This window comes from Pseudomonas sp. NFPP04 (genome assembly GCF_900113815.1).
Classification (GTDB): domain Bacteria; phylum Pseudomonadota; class Gammaproteobacteria; order Pseudomonadales; family Pseudomonadaceae; genus Aquipseudomonas; species Aquipseudomonas extremorientalis.
Genome location: NZ_FOQS01000016.1, coordinates 75,027 through 97,206, shown reverse-complemented (window position 1 = coordinate 97,206; position 22,180 = coordinate 75,027). Strand labels below are relative to the sequence as shown.

The window sequence follows — 22,180 nt, the reverse complement described above, 5'->3', positions numbered from 1 at the left end:
AGAACCCGGTGGGCCCGAAACGCTGCTGCAGTTGACCATGGAGTGTCCTATGCGCGTGTTGACGCCGTTGTTATTGCTTTCTCTCAGCGCCTACGCCCAGGCCGAGACCCTTCCCAGCTACCTCAACAGCAACGACACCATCCGCAACTTGCCAGTGCCCAACCTCCCTGCCGATGCTTATCGACCGGTCACGCCGCAAACCCAGGTGCCTGAAGCACCGCCTACCCAGGGCCAGCCGCTGATGATGGACACCAAGGTGACGATTCGCAAACTGCAGATCGAGGGTGGCACGGTCTACCCTCTCGCCGAGAGCGCCAAAGCCTACGAACCGTTGATCGGCCATGAGACCAACCTGGCGCAGTTGATCGAAGCTACCCGCGGTATCACACGTCGGTACCAACAGGACGGCTATCTGCTGTCCTATGCGTTCCTGCCCCAGCAGAACTTTGAAAACGGCCTGGTGCGCGTGGTGCTGGTGGAGGGCTATATCAAGGATTACCAGCAAAGTGGCGACATCGGCTCGGTCTCGACCTACGTCGACAAGTTGGCCGACAAGCTTCTGGTCGAACGCCCCCTGACCCGCAAGACCTTCGAGCGCTACACCACGCTCATGGGCCGCATCCCGGGCGTCACGTTGCAAGCCCAAGTGCCACCACCCGGTACCACTGACGGTGGCACGAGCATGCACATCACCGCAAGCCGCAAACCCTTCACCAGCAGCATGAGCATGACCGACGACAGCCGTGGTGGCCTGCAGGCCCTGCTTACCGGTGCCAGCAACGCGCAGACCAGCATGGGCGAGCAGCTCAACATCAGCGGTCTGCTCCCACCTGGCAAGGATAAAGAGCATTACTACCGCGTGGGCTACAGCCAGTTCGTGAATGCCGAGGGGACGCAACTGGCGCTCGGCGCTGAGCGCTATCGCGCCGATCCCAACACCAGCCTGCAACTGGGCGGCGGCTTCGCGCTCAAGCCGCACCAGGCCATCGATCGCTATTCCGTCGGCCTCAGCCATCCGTTGATTGCCTCACCCAACGAGTCGCTGACCCTGGGCACGCGCCTGTACGCAGTCGACCAGACCACGCGCTACCAACTGGTGGGCTACCCCCAGCGCTTCGACATCGAAACCAACCTGCGCGCCCTGGCCTTTGAAGGTGACTGGCGCAAGGCCGACACGCGCCAGTTACGCATTCTCAGTGCCGGCCTGTACCAGGGGATAGACGGCATGGGTGCCAAGACCCGTAGTGATTTCGAAGGACTCAAGCCGGACCTGGATTTCTTCCGCCTGCGCCTGTCCGGCGTCCAGAGCGACAAGTTCTTCGATAACTGGCAGGGCGTGCTGTCGGGAGCGTTTTACTGGAGTGATGACACCCTGCCCGACAGCGAGCGTGCCACCTTCGGCGGGCAGAACTTCGGGCGTGGCTACCCCGATGACCAAGGTTCCGGCGACAAGGGCTGGGGGTTGGCGTATGAGGTCAACTACAGCTACAACCGCGCCGGTGAGTGGGTGCGGATCCTGCAGCCCTATATCGTGTTCGACCGCGCCAAGTCCTGGTTCAACAACCTGCCGGTCAGGGCCAGCGATATGTCATCTGCGGCGATGGGCCTGCGCTTTGGTGACAACAAGTACTACAACATTGCATTGGAAGCCGCCAAACCCATGTCAGATATTGCGCTGGACAGCTTCAACCGCAGGCCGCGCTACTCACTGAGCTTCAGCTACCAACTGTAATCCCCTATAGAGGCCAGGCTCTAAGGTTTCGCTTTGGGCAGGGGGAAGAGGTTGTTCAACGTATCGATCAACCGCACCAGGTAGATCGGCTTGCGAAACAGGTCCAGCACCTGCAGGCGCAGCATGTCGCTCACATCATCCATTTCGGCATGACCCGACATCACAATCACCGGCAAGTGCGAGCGCGAGGTGTGTTCGCGCAGGCGCTTGATCAAGGAAATGCCACTTTCCTCAGGCATGCGCAGGTCGGTGATGACCAGGGCGATGTCGGGGTGAAGTGTCAATTCTTGCAGGGCGAAGGTGACGGAATTGGCGGTGAAACACACAAACCCTTCGTTTTCGAGGGATTCGGCGAGTTCGATCAGGGCGTCCTCTTCGTCATCCACCAAAAGAATTTGTTGGCGGGAAGTCGAAGAGGCGCTCATGGCTGTACCTGGACAGGAAGAACGTTGATAAGGCGTTTCCACATGGAAAAAGACGCTATCAAGTGGTCATCTTAGTGGCGACGCTGTCGAAGATCGATTTGATCTTAGTTCCCAGCCCAGAACCGGCACCGACGATCACCAATGCAACCATGGCCACAATGATCGCGTACTCAATCCCGGACGCACCGTCTTTGCGTTGAAAAAAAAGTTGGGTTTGGACATACAGCTTCAACATCATGTCAAGGAACATTGGACTTCTCCCTAAAACGCCACTGAAAGCCGGAAAGGCTCTACCACCAGATGATCGCGGCGTGCCATTAGAGCATTGTCAACAAACCCTGGCCTCACAACTGTAAGAACGGATTAATCACAAAGTATTAGTCGCAACGTTGACGCCACAACACCGCAGTTTAAAAGGCCAACTTTCTGCTTCAGATAATTTTTCCCCGCGGTAATGGCATTTCGTCCTAGCTGAGCTACCTTCAAATAGCCAAATCGTTAGATGTTCATCACAGCCAGGTTGCGGATTAACCCGTTTGGATTAACAGGGTGTGCAGTGCAACGGGAAAGGGAGAGCCGTCATGAACAGTCGCATCAGCATGGTCCTGGCCGGCTTGTTGCTGATCGGGGCATTGATTGCCGGGTACTGGGGGCTGGTGTTGAGTCGCGCACCTGAGCCCATCGCAGCGCCTGCCGCACCTGTCGTTTCCGTTGAAAAAAACCTCGCCGCCGCTGAAGACCAAACCCGCCAGCCGGTGGTCGTCCTGCGGCATGAAGTGCCTGCCTTTACGCCACTGACCGCCGCGGACCTGTCCGTCGAGAAACTGCGCACCGCGCCCGCCGGCAGCCTGACCCAACTCGACCAGGCCATCGGGCGCATACCTCTGAGAACCCTCGGCGCCGGTACCTGGCTCAACGAGGACAGTTTCAACGCCGGCGGCCCCCTCTCGCGCATGATCCGACCCAACGAGCGCGCGCTGGCCGTGGCCGTGGACGAGGTGGTCGGCGCCGCAGGCCAATTGAGCCCCGGCGATTACGTGGATGTGTTGCTGTTCCTGCGCCAGGATGCCGGCAACGCCGAACAGTCGGCCCAGATCGTCCTTCCGGCGATGCGCCTGCTCAGCGTCGGCGACCAATTGGGCCTGGCCAACGATGGCCAACCGGCAGTGCCACCCCCGGCTACCGCCGAAGAACGCGCCCAGGCCCTACAACGTCGACTCACCGCACGCACCGTGGTGCTGGCCGTGCCGGAGCCTTTATTAAGCCGCATGATGCTCGCGGCACAAGCCGGGACCTTGCGCCTGGCCGTGCGCAGTGCCGAGGAACAACTGCTCAGCCGCTATTGGGCCGGTGAAGACGACACCGCGCAGAAGCTGGAAAGCGCTAACCGCGACCTTTACCAGTTCACTCAACTGGCGTTGACCGGCCCGCCCAAACCCGTCGTGCCGGCTGGCGGTGGGCCTGGTGTACGGCGTGGCATTGAAGTGATTCGCGGTGCCCAGGCGGCACCACAAACCCCGTGATCGAGCAAGGATGCCTTGAATGAGCCATCGCTACGCACCCATGTTCACGCAACTGGCCTGCGCCCTGATGCTGGCGAGCCTGCCGATCGGCATGGCCCTGGCAGCGCCGGGCAACTGCAGTGCCCTGGGCCAGCTGCCCGCCGTGGTCGAGGTGGGAGAAGGCCTGCAACAGGAACTGCAATCGCCCGTGGCAATTACGCGCCTGGCCATCGGCGATCCGAAAATCGCCGACGTGCGGGTCAACGGTGACCGTAACTTCCTGCTCACCGGTGTCAGCAGCGGCGCCACCAGCCTGCTGGTGTGGACCGCCTGCGCCAGCGCGCCGCGCCAGAGCATGGTGTTCGTCAAGGGCAAGGCCACCTCGGCGCTGACCAGCGTGTCGCTGTCGCCCTCGCAAGACCCGTTGCTGCCCAGCCAGGTGCAGACCGACATCCGCTTTGTGGAAGTCAGCCGTACCAAGCTCAAGGAAGCCAGTACGAAGTTTCTCGGCGTGGGTACCAACTTTTTCCTCGGTAGCCCCAGCCTTCTTTCGCCCTCTGAGGGGGTATTCAAGCTGCCGGTGAGCACGGACAGTTTCAACGTCGGATTTGGCGGCGGCCGGGTCAAGGCCATGATCAACGCCCTGGAGCGCAGCGGCTTTGCCTACACCCTGGCCCGCCCAAGCCTGGTGGCCATGAGCGGGCAGAGCGCATCCTTCCTCGCCGGCGGTGAAGTGCCCGTCCCGGTACCCAGCTCCGGTAGCGATACCATCTCCATCGAATACAAAGAGTTCGGTATTCGCCTGACCCTGACCCCCACCGTGATCGACCGCAACCGCATCACTCTCAAGGTGGCACCGGAAGTCAGCGAACTGGACTACAGCAACGCCGTGCAGATTCAAGGCATCCAGGTGCCGGCCCTGACTGTACGCCGTACCGATACCAGCGTGTCCCTGGCCGATGGCGAAAGCTTCGTGATCAGCGGCCTGATCAGCACCAACAACCGCTCGACCATCGATAAATTTCCAGGGCTGGGCGATATCCCCATCCTTGGCGCATTTTTCCGCGATTCCACGATCAGTCGCGAAGAAAAAGAGCTGCTGATGATCGTCACGCCGCACCTGGTGCAACCGTTGGCCGCCAACGCCCAACTGCCCTCCTTGCCCGGCGAAAAGCTGCGCAACTACGACCCGAACTGGTACCGGCTGTTCTTCCTGGAAAACGGCAACTTCGACCGTCGCAGTGGACTTTCCCAATGAGCGATAGCCTGAGCCAGACCTTCCTCGCCATCACCCGCAACACCACTGACCTTGAGTGGCTGCAGGGGGCCCTCGCACCGCTTGGCCAAGTGGTGAGTGCCGGCACCGGCAGCCTCGACGAACTGTTGGCGCTGGTCGATGTGACCTTCGCCAACCTGGTGTTCATCGGCCTTGACCGCGAAAACCTGGTGGCCCAGAGCGCACTGATCGAAGGGGCGCTGGAGGCCAAGCCCATGCTCGCCGTGGTTGCCCTCGGCGATGGCATGGACAACCAGCTTGTGCTGAATGCCATGCGTGCCGGCGCCCGCGATTTCGTGGCCTACGGCTCACGCTCCAGCGAAGTGGCCGGCCTGGTGCGGCGCCTGAGCAAACGCCTGCCGACCGTGACCCCCAACGCACAACTGGGCGGTCTGACCGTGCTGTTCGGCACCCAGAGCAACGCCGACGGCGCGATGCTGGCCACCCACCTGGCGCTGGTGGTGCAGAAGAGCGGGCAGCAGACCCTGCTGCTCGACCTCGGCCTGCCACGCAGCGACAGCCTGGCGTTGCTGGGCCTGGAGAGCACGTTCAATTTTGGCGATGCGCTGCGGCATTTGCGCCGCCTCGACACCACCTTGATCAACAGCGCCTTCACCACCGCCCTGGATGGCCTGCGCATCCTGGCGTACGCCACCGGTGACGAACCGCTCAAACTCACCAGCGCCGCCGAGCTGTACATGTTGCTCAGCGCCTTGCGCCAACACTTCCAGCACATCGTCGTGAACATTACCGGACAGCCGGACAGCGAAGCCCTGCGCACCTTTGTCAGCCACTGCGACAAACTGCTGTGGTGCACCGACCAGAACGTGCTGGACTGCCGTCGCAACCTGGCGGTGATCAATCGCTGGCGTGAAAAAGGCATGAAGCTTGAGCATGCCAAACTGGTAGTGGACCGCTACATCAAGGCCTGCGCCCCAGACACCGAAGCCCTGGAAAAGAGCTTCGGCCTCGAATGCGTCGCCGTGCTGCCCCTGAGTGCCGAACTGCGCCTGAATGTGAAAAACCAGGGCCAGACGCTGTTCGCCCTGGCGCCACGCGAACCCTTGACCCAGGCCGTGCGCGCCTTGGGCGAGCGCCTGGCAAAACGCTCCGAGGGTTTGGCAAAACCTTCGATGCGCTGGTTTGAACGCATCCTGGGGTCAGGACGATGAACGGAGAAAAGCTGTTTGGCGGCCCGGCCCGCGCTGCCGGTGGCAACACCGATCACGATGGCCTGAAACTGGTGCTGCATCGCTACATCATCGACGCCATCGAGGAGTCGGGCAAGAACCTGCTCGAAGGCACGCGCCAGTCCCTGGCGCAATTCGTCACCGACAAAGTCTCCGAGTACATCACGCGCATGCGCCTGGCGATTTCGCGCTACGAGACGGAGCGCCTGGCCGAAGAGATCGTTGACGAACTCACTGGTTTCGGCCCGCTGGAGGTGTTGCTGCGCGATCCATCGGTGACCGAAATCCTGGTCAACGGGCCACATCGAGTATTTATCGAACGTGATGGTTTGCTGCACCAGAGCGACCTGCGCTTCATCGACGACCACCACGTGGAGCGCGTGATGCAACGCATCCTCGCACCGCTGGGCCGGCGCCTGGATGAGTCTTCGCCCATGGTGGATGCGCGCCTGCCCGATGGCAGCCGGGTCAATGCGATCATCCCGCCGATCGCCCTGGACGGACCGTGCCTGTCGATTCGAAAATTCCGCAAGGACATGCTCAAGAGCAGCGACCTGGTCGCCATGCAGACCATCGACCAGAGCATTTTCGAGTTCTTCCAGGAGGCCGTGGGCAAGCGCTGCAATATCCTGATCAGCGGCGGCACCGGCACCGGCAAGACCACGCTGCTGAATATCCTCAGCCAGTTGATCAACCCCCACGAACGCCTGGTGACCATCGAGGACGTCGCCGAATTGCAATTGGGCCACCCCCACGTGGTACGCCTGGAAACCCGTCCACCCAACGCCGAGGGCCACGGCGAAGTCAAGTCCAGCGACCTGATCCGCAACGCCCTGCGGATGCGCCCGGACCGCATCATCCTTGGCGAGATCCGTGGTGTCGAAGTGCTCGACGTGATGACGGCGATGAACACCGGTCACGACGGCTCCATGAGCACCGTGCACGCCAACAACGCCCAGGATGCATTGCTGCGCCTGGAAACCCTGGTGGGCCTGACCGGGCGGGTAATCGCCGAAAAAACCCTGCGCCAGATGATCTGCGCCGCACTGGACGTGATCATCCAACTGACGCGCATGCCCGATGGGCGTCGCTGCGTGAGCGAAGTGGTGGAAGTGGTCGGTGTGCGTGATGACGTGTACGTCACCAATACCCTGTTCCGCCTGGACCGGCGTACCGGCTTTGGCTTCCTGCGCGAAGCCCTCAACCCGGCCGGCGACAAACTGCGCCGCGAATCGGCGTTGCAGTCCTAGGGAGCGCGTGATGACAGGACCGGTGTTGTTGCTTGTCTGCCTGCTGTTGATCGGCCTGTCGTTCTGGCAGTTTCAGCATGGCCTGCGCAAAGCCCAGACGGACCGCGTGCTGGAGCGCCTGGGTGACGGCCAGCCGCAGGCACAGGAAACGAACACCAAGTGGACCGCTCTTGAGCGCATGTTCCAGCGCGCCGGGCTGGGCAAACCCACTGACCGCCTGGGCCTTTGGCTGAGCGCCTGGGTGATCGGCGCGCTGTTCGGCTGGCTGCTGGCCGGCGGTCTGGGGCTGATCGCGATGGTCGTGGCGCCGCCCCTGGTACTGCGCTTGTACATCAGCTGGCGTTATCAACGGCGCGTGCAGCGCATGGTCGAGCAACTGCCGCAGTTGCTCGACCACAGTGTACGCAGCCTCAAGTCCGGCAGAACCCTGGCAGATGCGGTACTTGGAGGCGTCGAAGGCGTTGAAGACCCACTCAAGGACGCCATGGCCCGCGTGCAACGCAATGTGCGCATGGGGGTCAGCCTGCCGGACTCGGTAAGCGACTTTGCCGAGTTCTACGAGCAGGACGAATTCCGCCTGTTCGCCCTCGGCCTGAAGGTCAACCACCGCTACGGCGGCAACGCCAGCGAACTGCTGGAAAACCTGATCAAGATGATTCGCGAGCGCGAACAAGGTGCCCGGCAGCTCAAGGCCATGACCGGTGAAACGCGCATGACCGCCTATGTGCTGGGCGGACTGCCCATCCTGATCGTCGGCTACTTCATGATCGTCAACCCTGGCTACTTGATGACCATGTGGAACGACGACACCGGGCGCATCATGCTGTTCGCCGCGCTGGGGATGGACCTGACGGGTACCTTCGTCATGTGGCGCATGTTGAGGAGTGTCTGAGATGGTGCTGCTGGCCTGCGCCCTGTTGTTGCTATCCGCCGCGGTACTGGTGGGAGGCCAGGTGCTTGAACACCGCCGGCGCGATCGACGGGTCGCCGAGCGCTTGCAAGGGCGGACGGCCAGCGACCACAAACTCGGTAGCTTCATGCGTCAACTGGGGGGAAGCGCCCTGGCCCAGCGCTCGGTCAGCCTGGACAACGAGACTCAGGTTCTACTCAACCGGGTCGGTTGGCGCAAGGCCAGCCAGCGCTCGCTGTTCGCCGCCTTCCAGGTCGGTACGCCGATTGTGCTGCTGGGCCTGACCCTGCTCGGCCAGCAGCTATTGTTTGCGCACGCGGCCCCCGCATGGATTGCGCCGATGTTTGCCGTGGGCATCGGCTACCTGCTGCCCAAACGCGTGCTCGCCGCTGCGGCCAAGTATCGCCAGCAGACCATCGCCAAGGAAATTTCAACCTTCATTCCACTGCTGCGCATCCTGTTCGAATCCGGCATGGCGATTGAACAGTCGCTGCGGGTGGTGGGCAACGAAGCCCAACGCCTGCTCCCCGCGTTGACGCATGAACTACGCCTGATCCTGGCACGGGTCGATTCGGGGCTGGAGCTGGGCGAGGAACTGGGCAAGACCGCACGCCTGCTGGAGGTGGATGAGTTCACCGACACCTGCATCATCCTCCAGCAATTGATCCAGCAGGGCGGCGGCGCGATGAAGTCCCTGCTGGCCCTCAAGCAACTGCTCGACGACCGACGCCTGACCCGTTTGCAGGAATACATCTCGAAGATGTCGGCAAAAATGTCGGTGGTGATGATGGTGTTTCTGTTCCCCGCTTTGTTGATCGTGCTCGGCGGCCCGGCCTTTATCGGCATCGCCCGCGCGTTGAGCCACTTTTGAGGAGACCTTGATGAAAGCACTGATTGCCGGCCTGACGCTGTTGATGCTCGGCGGCTGCGCCACCAACGGCCAATCGCCCTGGGCGGCGCTGACCTCACCGGGCAGTTGCACCAAGCCGAGCGCGGACCAGGAGCTGGCGCTGAACCTGTCCGACGACCTGGCCAACGAAGGCAAGCTGCACGCCAGCCTGGCCAACCTGCAAAACCTGCCCGAGTCCCTGCCCCAGGTGCGCCAGCGCAAGGCCCGCACTTATCGCCTGCTCGGGCGCAGCGAAGCCGAGCCGCTATACCGCAGCCTGCTCGGCACCTGCATGACGGCCGAAGGCGAGCACGGCCTCGGGCAGTTGGCGGCCGCCAGCGGCGACAACGGCCTGGCCATGACCCACTTGCAACGGGCTGCGCAGCTGGCCCCCACTGACGAAAAGATCCGCAATGACTTGGGCGTGGTCTACCTCAACCAATTACGGGTGGAAGACGCCCGCTTTGAATTCATGACCGCCATCGAACTCAAGCAAGGCGACCCGCTGGCCGCCGTCAACCTGGTCACACTGTTGATCTACCAGAACGACTGGGGGCAAGCGGCCAAGGTCGTCAGCCAGTTGGGCCTGAGCCGCGAGCAGTTCACCGAGGCCCAGGCCCGCGCGGAGAAACTCAAGGCCACCGGCGTGGCGGCACGCAAAGTCGCGGCAGTCAGCCAGGCCCTGCCGGTGACCCTGAAGTAAGGAGAGCGAGATGACAGCACATTACTTAATCGCACTGGCGCTGCTACCGCTGAGCGCACTGGCCATCGAGCCGGGCCCGTCGTCCCCCTATCAGGCGGAGACGGAAAACTGGATGGCCTTGCAGGTCGATGGGCGCGCAGCTTCCGCCACGCCGCAACGAACCACGCCCGCAGAACGGGAACAGGCCATGCAGCGTTGGCTGGACAGCAACAAGCATCCGATTCCGGAGTTCTTCGAGTCGCAATCCGGCGGGTCTTCCAAGGGTGGGAAGAGTCAGTAACCGTCAGTGCGCCGTCACCCGTTGCCGCGGCGCCGAGATAGTCGGCGACAGGGCCAGTGCCAGCTGGGTACGGTTATGCATATGGGTGAGGCGCAGCACCTGGGACACGTACAGCTTGACGGTGTTCTCGGTGATCCCCAGTTCACAGGCGATCTGGTAGTTGGTCTGGCCCTTGCCCACCAGGCGCGCAACATCGAGCTGGCGCGGCGACAGCTGGTTGAAGATGGTCGGGATTTCGATCGGCCCGGCATCATCGACGACCGGCTCGCCCTCATCCGCCAAGCCGGCGCCAGGGCTGCGCCGCACTTTGTCGAGGTCATGGTACAAATCGTTGATGGATTCGGAAAGGTATTGCAGCTTCTGGTTCAGGTGCCCCAGGTGCAGCTCTTTTTGCCGCTCCTCCAGCGCCGCTTCCTGGCGTTGCAGGCCTTCGAGCAACTCATCGAGGTTGATCGGCTTCTGGTAGTAATCCGAGATCCCCGCGCGCAGGGCCTTGATCACGTCCTGTTTGTCGGCACGCCCGGTGAGCATGATGGCCTCGAACGCGCGCTGCTTGCCCGCGACCTTCTGCATGGCCTGCACCAGCTCGATGCCATCCATGTCCGGCATATGCAGGTCGCACAGCACCAGGCCGATCTCGGGGTCTTCACTGAAACGCTGCAAGGCGTGTCGACTGGACTCACATGGGACGCAGCGGTAGCCGCTGCCTTCAAGAAATTCGCAGAGCTCTTCCACGATCAACGGCTGATCGTCGACCACGAGCACTTTTACTGCCGAGGTAAGCTTGTTCACGCGCTACTCCATGCCTGGCAAGCAAATGGGCAACCCATCCATTTGGACAAAAAACAACTTACGGATACTTCATAAACGTAGACGTACTTTTCGACTATGTACATAGCGGTAGAGCGGTTGTTCGACTAATGGATCCAAAGCCAGTACAGCACAAATCCTGTCAGGACAAAGGGGGCAAATGGCTGTTTGGTCGACACCTGCGCATCTGCCCTCCCCCGACGCGCCCCAAGCCTTTGACTCACAAGCACCCAGCACGCCTGAAGGAGCGCCGCACCGATCAACGACCACAGCAAACAGTCCAGCGTACTGGCCAGGGCCAGGGCAGCCAGCAGCTTCACATCCCCCGCACCAAAGCGGCCCAGCGCATACCCGGGCAAGGTCAACAACAGGGCCAGGGCAAACGCCCAACCGCCCTCGCTGGCGGGCGCTCCTAGCCAGGTCGTGCCCGTCCACAGCAAGAAGATCAGCGCCAGCAGCGCTGCCCCCAGGGTCAAGCCATTGGCGATCTGCCGCTGACGGATATCCTGCCACGCACAGAGCCCCAGCCAGAGCAGTATCACCACGCCGTGGATCACGTAAAAAACATCCCTTTTCGCTGATTGATTCTATGCTGATATCAAGTAGTAGCCGTCAGGGTAGACGCAGTCATGAAAACAGGCCTGCCTGGAAAGCAAAAAGGTGCGGCGGCGATTGAGTTCGCCCTGGTCTTCACGATCTTTTTTGCCGTGTTCTACGGGTTGATCAGCTATAGCCTGCCGTTGCTGTTGATGCAGTCGTTCAACCAGGCGGCGGCGGAGGCCGTGCGCCAGGCCCTGTCGGTGGACCCGATAGCCGCCGGCACCGCTTACGGCACGCAGGTGACCGACCGTGCCAAAACCACTGTGATAGAGCAGTTGAAATGGATCCCGAGCAGTTTCCAGTTCTCCCCCAGTTACATCAGCAGCTCCTATAACGGCGCCACGACCACGCTGACCGTGGCAATCAACTACCCGACTACCAACCTCTATTCCGTGTTCCCGGCGCTGGTGCTGCCGGGGATCGGCACCGTCCCGAGCCTGCCGGCCAACCTGTCCGCCAGTTCGAGTCTGCAGTTTTGACGTCGGGGGACAAACTCTTCGGCCGCCTGCTCGGCCGCGTCAGCGCGCCGCCCCTCGATATGCCGGGCATGCCCATGCCAGGCCTGCAGGTGCAATTGGATGCTCAAGGCCACGTGCTGGGTATCCGCGGCACCCTGCGCTCACAGCTGGCGACCCACGCCATCGGCGAACGTCGGCCGCCACTGCGTGAGCTGCTGTGCGCCGACAGTGCCCTGGATATCGAAGGCAGCCCTGCCGACTGGCAACACCAGAACCTGGACCTGGACTTCCAGGGCGCAACCGGCCAGGTGCTGCACACTCGCGGCTGGATCGAACCCGACGGTGATGAATGGAGCCTGCGCCTGCAGGACGTTGGTGATTTACTGGCCGGCCGGCAACTGGCCCAGCACCGCGAACAGAACCATCAACTCGCCTGCCACATGAGCGAGCAGTTGCGGGTGTGCAGCCTGACCCGCCTGCCCGAGGTGTTCAACGAGCACCTGCGCAGCCTGGCCCAGCGCTGGCACATCCCCTGCGTTGCCCTGGCCCTGCTCGATGACGAAGACCGGGGTTGGCGGATCTACAGCCAGTACGCCGCCCACGACGCCCCCGCCTTGTGGCAGGCCGGCCAACACCTGGGCATCAGCCTGGACAGCGTCAATGGCAACGTACCGTTGAGCCTGGCCCGGGAGCGCAGCGATAACCCGCGTCTGCACAGTATATTCGGCGATGCCGACGGTTTTCTGGTGCCTTACCGTGACAGTCAGGGCGTCGCCGCCTGGTTGCTCTGTGGCCCATACAACGGCCAGCAGCACACCAACGACCGCGACTGGCTGAATCTCACCGCCGCCCTCGCCGCCCCCCTGCTGAGCCGGCTGCGCGAGCAGCGCTATCACCAGCAGCTCGACCGCATGGAGGCGTTGCAGGGCCTGCTCGGCACCGGCTGGTGGGAACTGCTGCCGGCCACCCACGAAATCCAGCTGGCCCCGCAGTTGCTGCACAGCCTCAGCCTGGAAGACGGTCCGACCCTACAACCTTTGAGCCAATGGCTGGAATTGATTCACCCCGCCGATCGCCAGGCCCTCGACAGCCGTCTGCACGACCTGCTGGCCCTGGGCAAACCCTTGCTGACCAGCGTGCGCCTGCAACGCACCGACGCCGAGCACCACCCGCTCTGGTATCGCGTGCAGGGCCAGGTGCTTGGCGTGGGTGACAGCCGCCGCTGGATCGGTTTCATGCTCGACATCAGCGACATCAAGAACCAGCAACTGCAAGCCGCCGCCGCCCATGCACGCCTGGACAACCTGATCGCCAGCTCACCGGCCGTGATCTATGTGCAGCGCTATGTCGACGGCGCCCTGCATCCGGCTTTTTTCAGCGACAGCCTGCTACCGCTGCTGGGCTGGACCTTGGCCGAGTGCAACCACGACAGCCTGGCGTCCTTGATCCACCCCGAAGACCGCGACCGGTACTTCGAGCGCAGCCGCCAGTTGCTGCGCGAAGGCAGCGTACGCAGTCGCTACCGCCTGCGCGACAAACAGGGCCACTACCACTGGCTGCTGGACGAGGCCAAGTTGCTGCGCGATGACTTGGGCCTGCCGGTGGAAGCTGTCGGCCTGTGGCTGGATGTCACCGAGGCGACCCTGGCCGCCGAACAGATCAAGCAGAGCGAAGAACGCTATCGCATCCTGGTCGAAGACTCCCCGGCAATGATCTGCCGCTATCGCCCCGACCTGACCCTGACCTTCGGCAACACACCGCTGGCCAATTACCTGGAATGCCCGCCCGCAGAGCTGCCAGGGCTGAACCTGGGCCACTGGATGTCGCAGGAACAGCGCCAGGCGTTTGTGCAGCGTATCGGCCAATTGAGCGCGGAATTCCCGGTCAGCACCGCCGAAATCAGCCTTGAACTGCCGGGGCGCGAACACGCCTGGTGGGTCTGGTCGGACCGTGGCGTGTTCGATGAACAGGGTACGCTGGTGGAGGTGCAGGCGGTGGGCCGTGACAACACCGAAGTGCGCCGCTCCCAGCAGCAACTGACGCAAAGCGCCAAGATGGCCACCCTGGGCGAAATGGCCACCGGTCTGGCCCATGAAATCAACCAGCCGCTGAACGTGATGCGCATGGCCGTCGTCAATGTGCTCAAGCGCCTGGGCAACGGCGATGCGCAGATCGACTACCTCACCGAAAAACTCCAACGCATCGACACCCAGGTGCAGCGCGCCACGCGGGTGGTGGACCATATGCGGGTGTTCGGCCGCCGCTCGGAAATCGAACAGCAACCCTTCGACCCGTCACAGGCCGTGGAAGGCACGCTGTCACTGCTCGGCGAGAGCCTGCGCGGCAAGGGCGTTGAGCTGCGGATCACCCCGGCGGACGTCCAGGTCCAGGTCAAAGGCTATGTCGATCAGCTTGAACAGGTGTTGATCAACCTGATGGTCAATGCCCGTGACGCGCTGTTGAGCAAACGGGGAAAACACCCCGAATTTCGTCCCTGGATCGCAGTGCATTGCGAACAGGACAGCCGCCATGTGCGGATCTGGGTGGAAGACAACGGCGGCGGGATTGACCCACGGTTGCTGGAGCGGATTTTCGAGCCGTTCTTTACCACCAAGCCGATCGGCGTGGGCACGGGGCTCGGGTTGTCGGTGAGCTACGGCATTGTGGAAAACATGGGCGGACGCTTGAGCGTCGCCAATGGCGAGCACGGCGCGAAGTTTTGTGTGGAGCTGCCGATCAGCTAGATCACCAGATAGGCGCGGCCCATGTGGCAACTGAGGTTGGCGCCGACTTCGGCGTTGCCGAGGTTGACACCCAGCGCTGCGAGCAACGTATTGACGATAGGGTCGAGGATCGGCGCCAGGACGTTCTGGACCAGGCTGACCACCGAGCTGACGATGGTCGCCAGTGCACCGGTGACTGTACTGTTCGGCGTAGCGGGCGTGCTCCCCGTAGGTGGGACATAGGTGACCTGCAGGCCGTTCAAGGTAGCCCCCAGGCTGTTAACGATATTGGCGGTGCCGGGTGGGCTTTTGTAGATCGTCGCCGCATTGACGTCATTCACCGGCGAAAACAACACCGTATTGGTTTGCGCCCCCACGGTGGACAACGCCCTCAGGTTCAAGCCACCGCCAACGCCGGCCGTGCGAGGCCCGCACACCAGGGTCAGCAGGCAAAAGCGTTGGCCAAAGTCGATCAGCCGCACCGGCTGCACATTGACAGGCGCAGACGATGAAAACGCCGACACCGGGTCAACATAGCCGACGCCCAGGGTAGCGAGTGACGTGGTGGCCTGCACCGTCAACGACTTGGTGGCCGGTGTGGCGCAACTGAAGTCTGTCACGTGGCTCTCCGCGCTGGCCGCCTCGATATAGATGGATAAGGTCGTGGTGATATCCACATCAGCCACATTGCACCCGACTATGCACACGACACCGGCCACCACATCGAGCAGGTTCAGGTTCAGCAAACCGCCGACCACCTTCGACACAGGCGTCGCCAGCCCGGTCAGTATCGATGAAACCCCCGAGACCACCTTGATGATCGGCGCATCGATGGTGACCAACGTGCGTACCTGGGCAGTTCGTACAAAAATCTGGTCCGTCGGCGGATTATTCAAAAGCCCAGCCTTGGCCTTGGCCGGATTGCCAAACGCAGACAGTTGCGGCGGCTCGATGACTTTGGTCTGGACCGAGACGGTGCCAACCAGAGGAATATTCACCTGCGCTGCCGCACCGACCGCACTTTTGCTACTGGATAGCTGAGCCACGGTCTCCAGCAACTGAAACAGCTGCACACTGGTATTCAAGGCAGCCGCTGGTGTACCGGTAGCGACCTTCAACAGATCGCCCACCTTCAAAAGCTGGGTATTCGGGGCAATGGCTTTCACTGAAATGACATCGTTGATCACCGCCGTGGCGACCGCGCCGTTTTTTTGCAGGACCTTCACCGCTGCGTCGAGCAACTGGCTGGCGGATACGGCGGTGCTCAGCAACGCGTCGTAGTCCCCCGCCTTGACGTTCAATTGAACCGCCAACTGGTCCAGGTAACCGAGCAGGTTCACGTTCGTCGTCAGCAAGCCATTCCAGCCCGCAGCGGTCAGGGACAGGCTGCCGCCCAGCAGATTGCCGATGACCATGTTCAATAGCGGGGAGTTGCCGGAGTTCACAGAGGACAGGCTGCTGCGAATCGTCAGTTGCGCCACCGGCGGTGCATAGGCGGCCACGGCGGTGGCACTCAGCGTCATCTGGGTGGAGACCGGCGCACCACTGAACATGCCCCACAGCCCACTGGCGATGCTGGTGATTACGCTGCGCGTGGCGACCACGCGCACGGCATCGTTCTTGGTGGCGTCGGCAGTGAATACACGGACATTGCCGGCATTGGTGGTCAAGGTGCCGCAGGTGACGGCCAGGCCACGGCTGCTGTCGCCAGCGACCACGCTGAAACCGTTGCGTGTGGCGTTCTGCACGGCGTAGTCATTGGCGGTGGTGGCGGGTGTGCACAGGCCGCCACGGCTGGCGGCTTCCAGCGCGGCGCTGTCGGCGACGGACTGCAGCTTGCGCTTTTCCAGATAGAGACGGCCGCTGTCTACCGCCAGCAGCATGAAGACCATGGCCAGGGCCAGGGTAGCTGCCGCCATCAGGCCAATCGCACCACGCTGCCTGTAACCAAGTCGGGGAGACATCAGGCACTCCTTAGCGCTTACTCTCCGTAGATGGTTTTGAGTGTAGACAAGGGCTGGCCCGTTGCCATAAATCGGTTTGGGGGTTTTAGGGTTTTAGGGGGCTGCTTCGCAGCCCAACGCAGGGCAAGCCTGCTCGCCACAGCAAGCCTGCTCTCCACAGCAAGCCCGCCTGCCACAGCGAGCCTGCGCCTGCACAGGTTAGTGAGGGGGGTAGCTGGAGAGGACGCGGGTGACGGTGGTGCGGATGGCTTTGTCACGGTCCTGAGGGTTGGGCGAGGTGGCCATCATCTGTTCGTCGCTGCCGCGCCAGACCAGTTTGCCGTCCTTGCCATCGAGCAGGTCGATCTGGATGGTCGCCACTTTGTAGGTGATGTTGCGCGTTTCGTTGTACATCGGCGCGCCCCAATAGCCATTCCACGGGCCGCCCCAGGCGCCGCCGTAGTTGGTGGTGACCTGCTGCTGGCGGTCTTCGACGATCAGGTAGGCCTGCACGTTCAGGTCAGCCCTGGTGCCCGGCGCCGCAGGGCGCAGGCCGCGCTGGTCGAGTTGTTCACCCACGGCCTGGCGGATGCGTTGTTCAGTGAGGTCGCTCTTGATGCGCGGGTCATCCGGGCGGTATTGCAGGGCCGGGTCTTTCCAGGCCCAACTTCGGTAGGCACCGAAGTCCCGGCTGGCGTCAAAGTCGTGGTTGACCTGGCTGGTCTGGCAACCGCCTAGCAGCACAACAAAAGCGAGCGTAGCGATACGACGAAACATGGTTGTTCTCCAAAGAGCGACCCGCGCCAAAGATGAGAATAGCGGTTAACTGGGAGGATACGCCGTCATTGCCTTCTGCACCGCCTGGCGCAAGGCATCCGCCCGTTCACTGAGGCTTCCCTGGCTGCCAGTCTCTGCGCTGGCGCTCCACACCGGCTGACCGGTGCGGGCATCGAACAGGTTGACGCGCACCACCACGACCTGGACTTCATAGGTGCGCACGATCGGCACCGAGTTGTACATGCCATAACCGTTGCCGTAGCGGTTATAGCCGCCATAACCGTAGCCGTAGTCATCCTGGACTTGCTTGAGACGCTTCTCCAGGCGCACGTCGGCGCTGACGAAAAGGTCCGCCGGGCGGTTGTCATGCAAGGGGCGCAGGCCGCGCTGGTCGAGGGCGCCGCTGACCGCTTCGGCGATCTGTGCCGAGTCGGCCCAGGCCGTGCCCGCCGGAAGCTGGCCGTTGCGCCAGGCCCAATTGCGGTAGGCACCGTAATCGCGCACCGGCGCCGGGTAGGCACTGGCATCAAAGGTGTGGGCGGCCTGGGGCGGCGCCGGTGGGATCGGCGCCGACGCGGCAACATAAGGATTGGGGCTTGAACAGGCACCCAACCCCAGGGACAACAGGATCAAACAGAGACGACGCATTTCGACCTCCGCAGGCTGGGCCGCTTAAACCGGACGGCAGATCCAGTGCAAATAACGCCCAAGTCCGGCAAAGCTTGGGTGACGACGGTGAGCGAGTTCCATCTCTACAAGGTCCTGCAAATCCGCACGGGCCTGGAATTCCACCGGCATATAGTCGTGGAACACCCGCACGCCACTTTGGCTTTCGACCTGCCAAAGGCCTTCGAGTTGCGCCGCCAATTCTCGTGGGTCCAGCGGCTGTTGCGGCGTGAGGCTCTGCTTTTCGCCGGCCATGTCATTCTTGCGCATTTTGCGGAAGTGGCCTTTGAGCAGGTTGCGATAGATCAGCGCATCACGGTTGTAGAACGCCAGGGATAGCCACCCACCCGGCGCCGCGAGTTGGTGCAGTACCGGCAGGATTGCATGGGGTTCGGCCAGCCATTCCAGCACGGCATGGCACAGCACCAGGTCGTAGGGTTCGGTGAGCTGGCCGAGCAGGTCTTGCCAGGGCGCATGGATAAACGTCGCGGTCTGCCCCGCCTCGGCGAAACGTTGGCGGGCGCCTTCGAGCATCGGTTCGGCGGGTTCGGCCAGGGTCACCTGATGCCCTTGCTCAGCCAGCCACAACGACATATGGCCCAGGCCCGCGCCAATATCCAGCACACGCAGCGGGCGCTTTGGCAGGGCTTCGGTGAGGTCGGCCTGGAGCACCGCCAGGCGGATCGCGCCTTTGGCACCGCCGTAGATTTTCTCGGCGAAGCGCGTGGCCAACTGGTCGAAATGACGGTCACTCATGGGCAAACCGCCGTTCGCTGTCGGCCAGTTTGGCGCGCACCACTTCGTTCATGTCCAGGCCCAGCTCACTGCACAGCAACAGCAGGTACAGCACGATATCGCCGACTTCCTGCCCGGCATGGGCGAGTTTGTCGGCCGGCAGCTGGCGCGACTGGTCTTCGGTCAGCCATTGGAAGATCTCCACCAGCTCGGCCATTTCCACGCTGGCGGCCATGGCCAGGTTTTTGGGGCTGTGGAACTGCTTCCAGTCGTTGGTATCGCGGATGCGGTGCAGGCGTTCGGTGAGGTGTTCGAGGTTCATGTGGCAGGCTCCTGAAGGTGGATAGCTTCGGGGGGAATGGCCTTCAAGGCAAGTGAACCTTTGGGCCGTCACCGGAGCAAGCCCCCTCCCACCTTTGATAGGCCAACACATCCCAGTGTGGCAGGGGGCTTGCCCTCGATAGCGATCTAATCAACGACGCTGAACTCGACGCGCGCGGTCTGCCCGGCTTCGTCGAGGACACTGAGTTGATAGCGCCCCAGTTGCTCAAAACTGGCATTGATAAAGTCCTGGTTGGCACTGTCGCCCAGGGGCGCGCCGTTAAGGAACCACCAACGCCGGCCGCTGCCGCCCAACGCAGAGAGTTTGAGGCGCAGCGCCTGTTGGCTGGCGGCGGGCAGGCGCAGTTGGTCACCTTCACGCACGCCAACGATGGATAAAGGTGAAGAGGCGGCCAGCGCCGGTGGCGGGCAATCGGGGTCGGCCGCGGGAATGCGCGCTTCGCGGCGTTCGGCCCTGGGCAGCCAAGGCTCCAGGGGCGCGGGCCACAGGGCGATGCTCCTGGGCTCGGCACCGGGGCAACGGGCGTCCACCCGCAAGCCCTTGGCATTGACCCACACACTTTCCATCAAACCCACGCTCAACGGTTGGTCCAACGCCTGCAAAGTGGGTGGCGTGGTGTTGTCCAGGGTCCAGGCAAAGCGCTGGCGGCGGCAGTTGGGATCGCTGCGGTTCATCGGCTGGCCCAGCGGCCAACAGATCGCGGCCACACCGACATTTGCCGGCACCGGCTTGACCGGTGCAGTGATACCGCGCTGGCTGTCGCGGTTGGTCAGCACATCGTGCACCTGCAACATCAGCGGTGCGGCCGAAGCCAGGCCGAACTGGCCCGGCACCGGCGTACCATCCGGGCGGCCGATCCACACGCCGATCAGGTAACGCGGCCCCACACCGATCGCCCAGGCATCGCGAAAGCCGTAGCTGGTGCCGGTCTTCCAGGCCAGCACCGGGCGCTGCACCAACTCGGCACGCGGGTCGCGGTCGGGTCGCGCCTGCCCGCTGAGGATGCGCCGCACAATCCAGGCGGCCCCTGGCGACAATAATGGCCGTTCCCTGAGCGTATCGTCCGGCTGCAAGCGAAGGGTGGCGCTTTTGCCGTCCCGGGCGAAGGCGCTGTAACCACTCACCAGGTCTTCCAGGCGGCTGCCCGCCCCCCCCAGGATCAGCGCCAGGTTCGGCTCGGCCAATGCCGGCAATGCCAGCGGCACGCCGCCGATGCGCATTTCGGCGGCGAACCGCTTCGGCCCATAGGCTTCCAGCAACTGTACCGCCGGGAGGTTGAGCGAGCTGGACAGCGCCGTACTCGCCGGCACTGCGCCGGTGAAGCCCATGGAGAAGTTGCCCGGTCGGTAATCGCCATATCGTCGGGGCACGTCCTGCAGCAGTGATTCGGAGTGGATCAGCCCATCGTCCAACGCCATGCCGTACAAAAACGGCTTTAACGTGGAGCCCGGCGAACGCAGGGCACTGATCATGTCCACATGGCCGAAGCGCTTGGCGTCGTTGATATCCACCGAACCGAGGTAGGCCCGCACGGCCATGGTTTCCTCCTCCACCACCAGGATCGCGGCGGAGGTGTGCTCCGGCAAACGCGCGCGCCAACCCAACAACAGGTCTTCGAGGCGACGTTGCAAGGTGGCGTCCAGGGTGGTGCGGATCAGCGACGGGCTGTCGGGGCGGTTCAGGCGCCGTGCGAGCAAGGGCGCCAGGCTCGGTTCCAGGCGCGGCGCGAGCAACAGCGGTTCTTCCAGGGCCTCATCGACGGCGGCTTGCGGCCACACCTGGAATTCGGCGAGGCGGCGCAGCACTTTGTCGCGGGCGTCCTGGGCGCGTTGGGGGTGGCGGTCCGGACGCAAGCGGCTGGGCGCCTGGGGCAGCACGGCGAGCAAGGCGGCTTCGGCGTGGGTCAGCTGTGACGGCGACTTGCCCAAGTACGCCCAACTGGCGGCGGCCACGCCCTGCAACGTACCGCCAAACGGGGCGCGATTCAGGTAGAGGTTGAGGATTTCTTCCTTGGACAGGTGCCATTCCAGCTGTGCCGTGCGCCACAACTGACGCAATTTGCCGTGGAAAGTGCGCGAATGCGGATCCAGCAAGCGCGCCACCTGCATCGACAAGGTGCTGCCGCCAGACACCACCCGCGCGCCGGTCAGGTTCTGCCAGGTCGCCCGCACCAGCGCCAGCGGATTCACGCCGGGGTGCTGGTAGAACCAACGGTCCTCATAGGTGAGCAGCGCATCCAGGTAATACGGCGACACCTCGCGGGTCTGCACGGGGTAGCGCCACACACCGTTGGCATCGGCAAACCGCCACAACGGCGTGCCATCCTCGGCCAGCACCACCCGCGCCAGGTCATCCTTGGGCAAGGGCAACGGCCAGATGCGGTCGGCCAGCCAGAGCAGGGCGATCACCAACAAAAGGCTGGCCAGGGTCCAGCGGGCAACTAAACGCAAACTCAAACGGGCAAACCTCTATGCTGGTAGGGAACTAGCCTGTTGCAATAACAACCAAAGGCACAGATACGCCCACCTTCTCATCAGGACACACACATGCAGGTAGAAAGCTTTTTCGAATGGTTGGGCCAGGCGCTCGGTTCGGTCATCCGTTTTATCGTCGACGGGCTCAGCGGCCTGTTTGGTGCGCTGACCCATGCCGGTGGCAACTTCATCGATGGCCTGTCCCGCACCTTGGGCATGGATACCTCGATCATCAGCATCCTCACCCTGATCATCGGCCTGATGCTGCTGTACTCGGCGGTGCGCGCCTTCATGCGGGCGTCGATCATCATGGGGATTATCTGGTTGCTGCTGGGCCTGTGGCTTCTGAGCTGGGTCGTCCACTGACCCCAAAACACCGCAAATCACCTGTGGGAGGGGGCTTGCCCCCGATAGCGGTGGGTCAGCTACAGATAAGCTGACTGATCCACCGCCATCGGGGGCAAGCCCCCTCCCACATTGAGGCCCCGTTTTAC

The 22,180-nt window shown here is 62.8% G+C and carries 22 protein-coding genes; 12 read left to right on the top strand and 10 right to left on the bottom strand.

The window, feature by feature from the left end; all coding sequences use genetic code 11:
* The first annotated feature begins 49 nt into the window (after positions 1-49).
* Complete coding sequence (locus BM017_RS26225) at positions 50-1,732, top strand: ShlB/FhaC/HecB family hemolysin secretion/activation protein (RefSeq protein WP_092250013.1); 1,683 nt, start codon at positions 50-52, stop codon at positions 1,730-1,732.
* A gap of 20 nt (positions 1,733-1,752) precedes the next feature.
* Here BM017_RS26225 and BM017_RS26220 read toward each other — a convergent pair whose 3' ends face one another.
* Together BM017_RS26220 and BM017_RS26215 are read right to left on the bottom strand one after the other, a co-directional pair.
* Positions 1,753-2,157: a response regulator gene (locus BM017_RS26220; RefSeq protein ID WP_071491573.1), complete on the bottom strand. Its 405-nt coding sequence runs from the start codon at positions 2,155-2,157 to the stop codon at positions 1,753-1,755.
* Between the two features lie 58 nt (positions 2,158-2,215).
* Positions 2,216-2,407 carry a Flp family type IVb pilin gene (locus BM017_RS26215; RefSeq protein WP_058423609.1) on the bottom strand — a complete coding sequence of 64 codons (192 nt, stop codon included), beginning with the start codon at positions 2,405-2,407 and terminating at the stop codon, positions 2,216-2,218.
* 331 nt (positions 2,408-2,738) lie between these two features.
* Between BM017_RS26215 and cpaB the strand changes: the two genes are divergently transcribed.
* The 8 genes from cpaB to BM017_RS26175 are packed head-to-tail and all read left to right on the top strand — an operon-like array spanning position 2,739 to position 10,157.
* Positions 2,739-3,680 (top strand): Flp pilus assembly protein CpaB, encoded by a 942-nt coding sequence (cpaB, locus tag BM017_RS26210; RefSeq protein WP_092250010.1) that lies wholly within the window; start codon positions 2,739-2,741, stop codon positions 3,678-3,680.
* Positions 3,681-3,699: 19 nt separating this feature from the next.
* A complete protein-coding gene (locus BM017_RS26205) occupies positions 3,700-4,917 on the top strand; it encodes a type II and III secretion system protein family protein (RefSeq protein ID WP_092250008.1) in 1,218 nt (405 codons plus the stop codon).
* Complete coding sequence (locus tag BM017_RS26200; RefSeq protein WP_071491576.1) at positions 4,914-6,107, top strand: CpaE/TadZ family protein; 1,194 nt, start codon at positions 4,914-4,916, stop codon at positions 6,105-6,107. The genes BM017_RS26205 and BM017_RS26200 overlap by 4 nt, the downstream gene beginning before the upstream one ends.
* Positions 6,104-7,375, top strand: a complete 1,272-nt coding sequence (locus BM017_RS26195; protein WP_092250005.1) for a TadA family conjugal transfer-associated ATPase — start codon at positions 6,104-6,106, stop codon at positions 7,373-7,375. Before BM017_RS26200 ends, BM017_RS26195 begins: the two co-directional genes overlap by 4 nt.
* Positions 7,376-7,385: 10 nt before the next feature.
* On the top strand, positions 7,386-8,267 hold the full coding sequence (locus BM017_RS26190; protein ID WP_092250002.1) for a type II secretion system F family protein: 882 nt from the start codon (positions 7,386-7,388) through the stop codon (positions 8,265-8,267).
* 1 nt (position 8,268) lies between these two features.
* Positions 8,269-9,156, top strand: coding sequence for a type II secretion system F family protein (locus BM017_RS26185; RefSeq protein ID WP_092249999.1), 888 nt, complete (start codon positions 8,269-8,271; stop codon positions 9,154-9,156).
* Positions 9,157-9,166: 10 nt separating this feature from the next.
* Complete coding sequence (locus BM017_RS26180) at positions 9,167-9,877, top strand: tetratricopeptide repeat protein (RefSeq protein WP_092249996.1); 711 nt, start codon at positions 9,167-9,169, stop codon at positions 9,875-9,877.
* Positions 9,878-9,887: 10 nt separating this feature from the next.
* Positions 9,888-10,157: a DUF3613 domain-containing protein gene (locus BM017_RS26175; protein WP_092249993.1), complete on the top strand. Its 270-nt coding sequence runs from the start codon at positions 9,888-9,890 to the stop codon at positions 10,155-10,157.
* Positions 10,158-10,160: 3 nt separating this feature from the next.
* On the opposite strand, the gene BM017_RS26170 is transcribed toward BM017_RS26175, so the two are convergent.
* Positions 10,161-10,949: a response regulator transcription factor gene (locus tag BM017_RS26170; RefSeq protein ID WP_092249990.1), complete on the bottom strand. Its 789-nt coding sequence runs from the start codon at positions 10,947-10,949 to the stop codon at positions 10,161-10,163.
* 125 nt (positions 10,950-11,074) lie between these two features.
* The gene (locus tag BM017_RS26165) at positions 11,075-11,524 is read right to left on the bottom strand and encodes a prepilin peptidase (protein WP_092249987.1); all 450 of its coding nucleotides are present in this window, start codon (positions 11,522-11,524) and stop codon (positions 11,075-11,077) included.
* 72 nt (positions 11,525-11,596) lie between these two features.
* Between BM017_RS26165 and BM017_RS26160 the strand changes: the two genes are divergently transcribed.
* Both BM017_RS26160 and BM017_RS26155 read left to right on the top strand, forming a co-directional pair.
* Positions 11,597-12,046 (top strand): TadE/TadG family type IV pilus assembly protein, encoded by a 450-nt coding sequence (locus BM017_RS26160; protein ID WP_092249984.1) that lies wholly within the window; start codon positions 11,597-11,599, stop codon positions 12,044-12,046.
* Positions 12,043-14,769: a PAS domain-containing protein gene (locus tag BM017_RS26155; RefSeq protein WP_092249981.1), complete on the top strand. Its 2,727-nt coding sequence runs from the start codon at positions 12,043-12,045 to the stop codon at positions 14,767-14,769. The genes BM017_RS26160 and BM017_RS26155 overlap by 4 nt, the downstream gene beginning before the upstream one ends.
* Here the strand turns inward: BM017_RS26155 and BM017_RS26150 are convergent.
* From BM017_RS26150 to pbpC, 6 genes are all read right to left on the bottom strand, one after another.
* Positions 14,766-16,712, bottom strand: a complete 1,947-nt coding sequence (locus BM017_RS26150) for a pilus assembly protein TadG-related protein (RefSeq protein ID WP_092249978.1) — start codon at positions 16,710-16,712, stop codon at positions 14,766-14,768. The two genes, BM017_RS26155 and BM017_RS26150, sit on opposite strands and share 4 nt — an antisense overlap.
* Before the next feature lie 198 nt (positions 16,713-16,910).
* On the bottom strand, positions 16,911-17,468 hold the full coding sequence (locus BM017_RS26145; protein ID WP_071493017.1) for a DUF4136 domain-containing protein: 558 nt from the start codon (positions 17,466-17,468) through the stop codon (positions 16,911-16,913).
* Between the two features lie 45 nt (positions 17,469-17,513).
* Positions 17,514-18,116 (bottom strand): DUF4136 domain-containing protein, encoded by a 603-nt coding sequence (locus tag BM017_RS26140; RefSeq protein WP_092249975.1) that lies wholly within the window; start codon positions 18,114-18,116, stop codon positions 17,514-17,516.
* Positions 18,117-18,140: 24 nt separating this feature from the next.
* Positions 18,141-18,890: a methyltransferase gene (locus tag BM017_RS26135; RefSeq protein ID WP_092249972.1), complete on the bottom strand. Its 750-nt coding sequence runs from the start codon at positions 18,888-18,890 to the stop codon at positions 18,141-18,143.
* Positions 18,883-19,191, bottom strand: a complete 309-nt coding sequence (locus BM017_RS26130) for a MazG-like family protein (protein ID WP_003188211.1) — start codon at positions 19,189-19,191, stop codon at positions 18,883-18,885. Before BM017_RS26130 ends, BM017_RS26135 begins: the two co-directional genes overlap by 8 nt.
* Positions 19,192-19,337: 146 nt before the next feature.
* Positions 19,338-21,668 (bottom strand): peptidoglycan glycosyltransferase PbpC, encoded by a 2,331-nt coding sequence (gene pbpC, locus BM017_RS26125; protein ID WP_092249969.1) that lies wholly within the window; start codon positions 21,666-21,668, stop codon positions 19,338-19,340.
* Between the two features lie 90 nt (positions 21,669-21,758).
* Between pbpC and BM017_RS26120 the strand changes: the two genes are divergently transcribed.
* On the top strand, positions 21,759-22,052 hold the full coding sequence (locus BM017_RS26120; RefSeq protein WP_071491590.1) for a hypothetical protein: 294 nt from the start codon (positions 21,759-21,761) through the stop codon (positions 22,050-22,052).
* Positions 22,053-22,180 lie beyond the last annotated feature (128 nt).

Bases quoted from the DNA above. Each gene is read 5' to 3' on its own strand.
- BM017_RS26175 (WP_092249993.1), top strand. From the start codon at position 9,888: ATGACAGCACATTACTTAATCGCACTGGCGCTGCTACCGCTGAGCGCA.
- BM017_RS26145 (WP_071493017.1), bottom strand. From the start codon at position 17,468: ATGTTTCGTCGTATCGCTACGCTCGCTTTTGTTGTGCTGCTAGGCGGT.
- BM017_RS26120 (WP_071491590.1), top strand. From the start codon at position 21,759: ATGCAGGTAGAAAGCTTTTTCGAATGGTTGGGCCAGGCGCTCGGTTCG.
- BM017_RS26180 (WP_092249996.1), top strand. From the start codon at position 9,167: ATGAAAGCACTGATTGCCGGCCTGACGCTGTTGATGCTCGGCGGCTGC.
- BM017_RS26195 (WP_092250005.1), top strand. From the start codon at position 6,104: ATGAACGGAGAAAAGCTGTTTGGCGGCCCGGCCCGCGCTGCCGGTGGC.
- BM017_RS26215 (WP_058423609.1), bottom strand. From the start codon at position 2,407: ATGTTCCTTGACATGATGTTGAAGCTGTATGTCCAAACCCAACTTTTT.
- BM017_RS26225 (WP_092250013.1), top strand. From the start codon at position 50: ATGCGCGTGTTGACGCCGTTGTTATTGCTTTCTCTCAGCGCCTACGCC.
- BM017_RS26135 (WP_092249972.1), bottom strand. From the start codon at position 18,890: ATGAGTGACCGTCATTTCGACCAGTTGGCCACGCGCTTCGCCGAGAAA.
- cpaB (WP_092250010.1), top strand. From the start codon at position 2,739: ATGAACAGTCGCATCAGCATGGTCCTGGCCGGCTTGTTGCTGATCGGG.
- BM017_RS26185 (WP_092249999.1), top strand. From the start codon at position 8,269: ATGGTGCTGCTGGCCTGCGCCCTGTTGTTGCTATCCGCCGCGGTACTG.
- BM017_RS26140 (WP_092249975.1), bottom strand. From the start codon at position 18,116: ATGCGTCGTCTCTGTTTGATCCTGTTGTCCCTGGGGTTGGGTGCCTGT.
- BM017_RS26200 (WP_071491576.1), top strand. From the start codon at position 4,914: ATGAGCGATAGCCTGAGCCAGACCTTCCTCGCCATCACCCGCAACACC.
- BM017_RS26130 (WP_003188211.1), bottom strand. From the start codon at position 19,191: ATGAACCTCGAACACCTCACCGAACGCCTGCACCGCATCCGCGATACC.
- BM017_RS26160 (WP_092249984.1), top strand. From the start codon at position 11,597: ATGAAAACAGGCCTGCCTGGAAAGCAAAAAGGTGCGGCGGCGATTGAG.
- BM017_RS26205 (WP_092250008.1), top strand. From the start codon at position 3,700: ATGAGCCATCGCTACGCACCCATGTTCACGCAACTGGCCTGCGCCCTG.
- BM017_RS26190 (WP_092250002.1), top strand. From the start codon at position 7,386: ATGACAGGACCGGTGTTGTTGCTTGTCTGCCTGCTGTTGATCGGCCTG.
- BM017_RS26220 (WP_071491573.1), bottom strand. From the start codon at position 2,157: ATGAGCGCCTCTTCGACTTCCCGCCAACAAATTCTTTTGGTGGATGAC.
- BM017_RS26150 (WP_092249978.1), bottom strand. From the start codon at position 16,712: ATGTCTCCCCGACTTGGTTACAGGCAGCGTGGTGCGATTGGCCTGATG.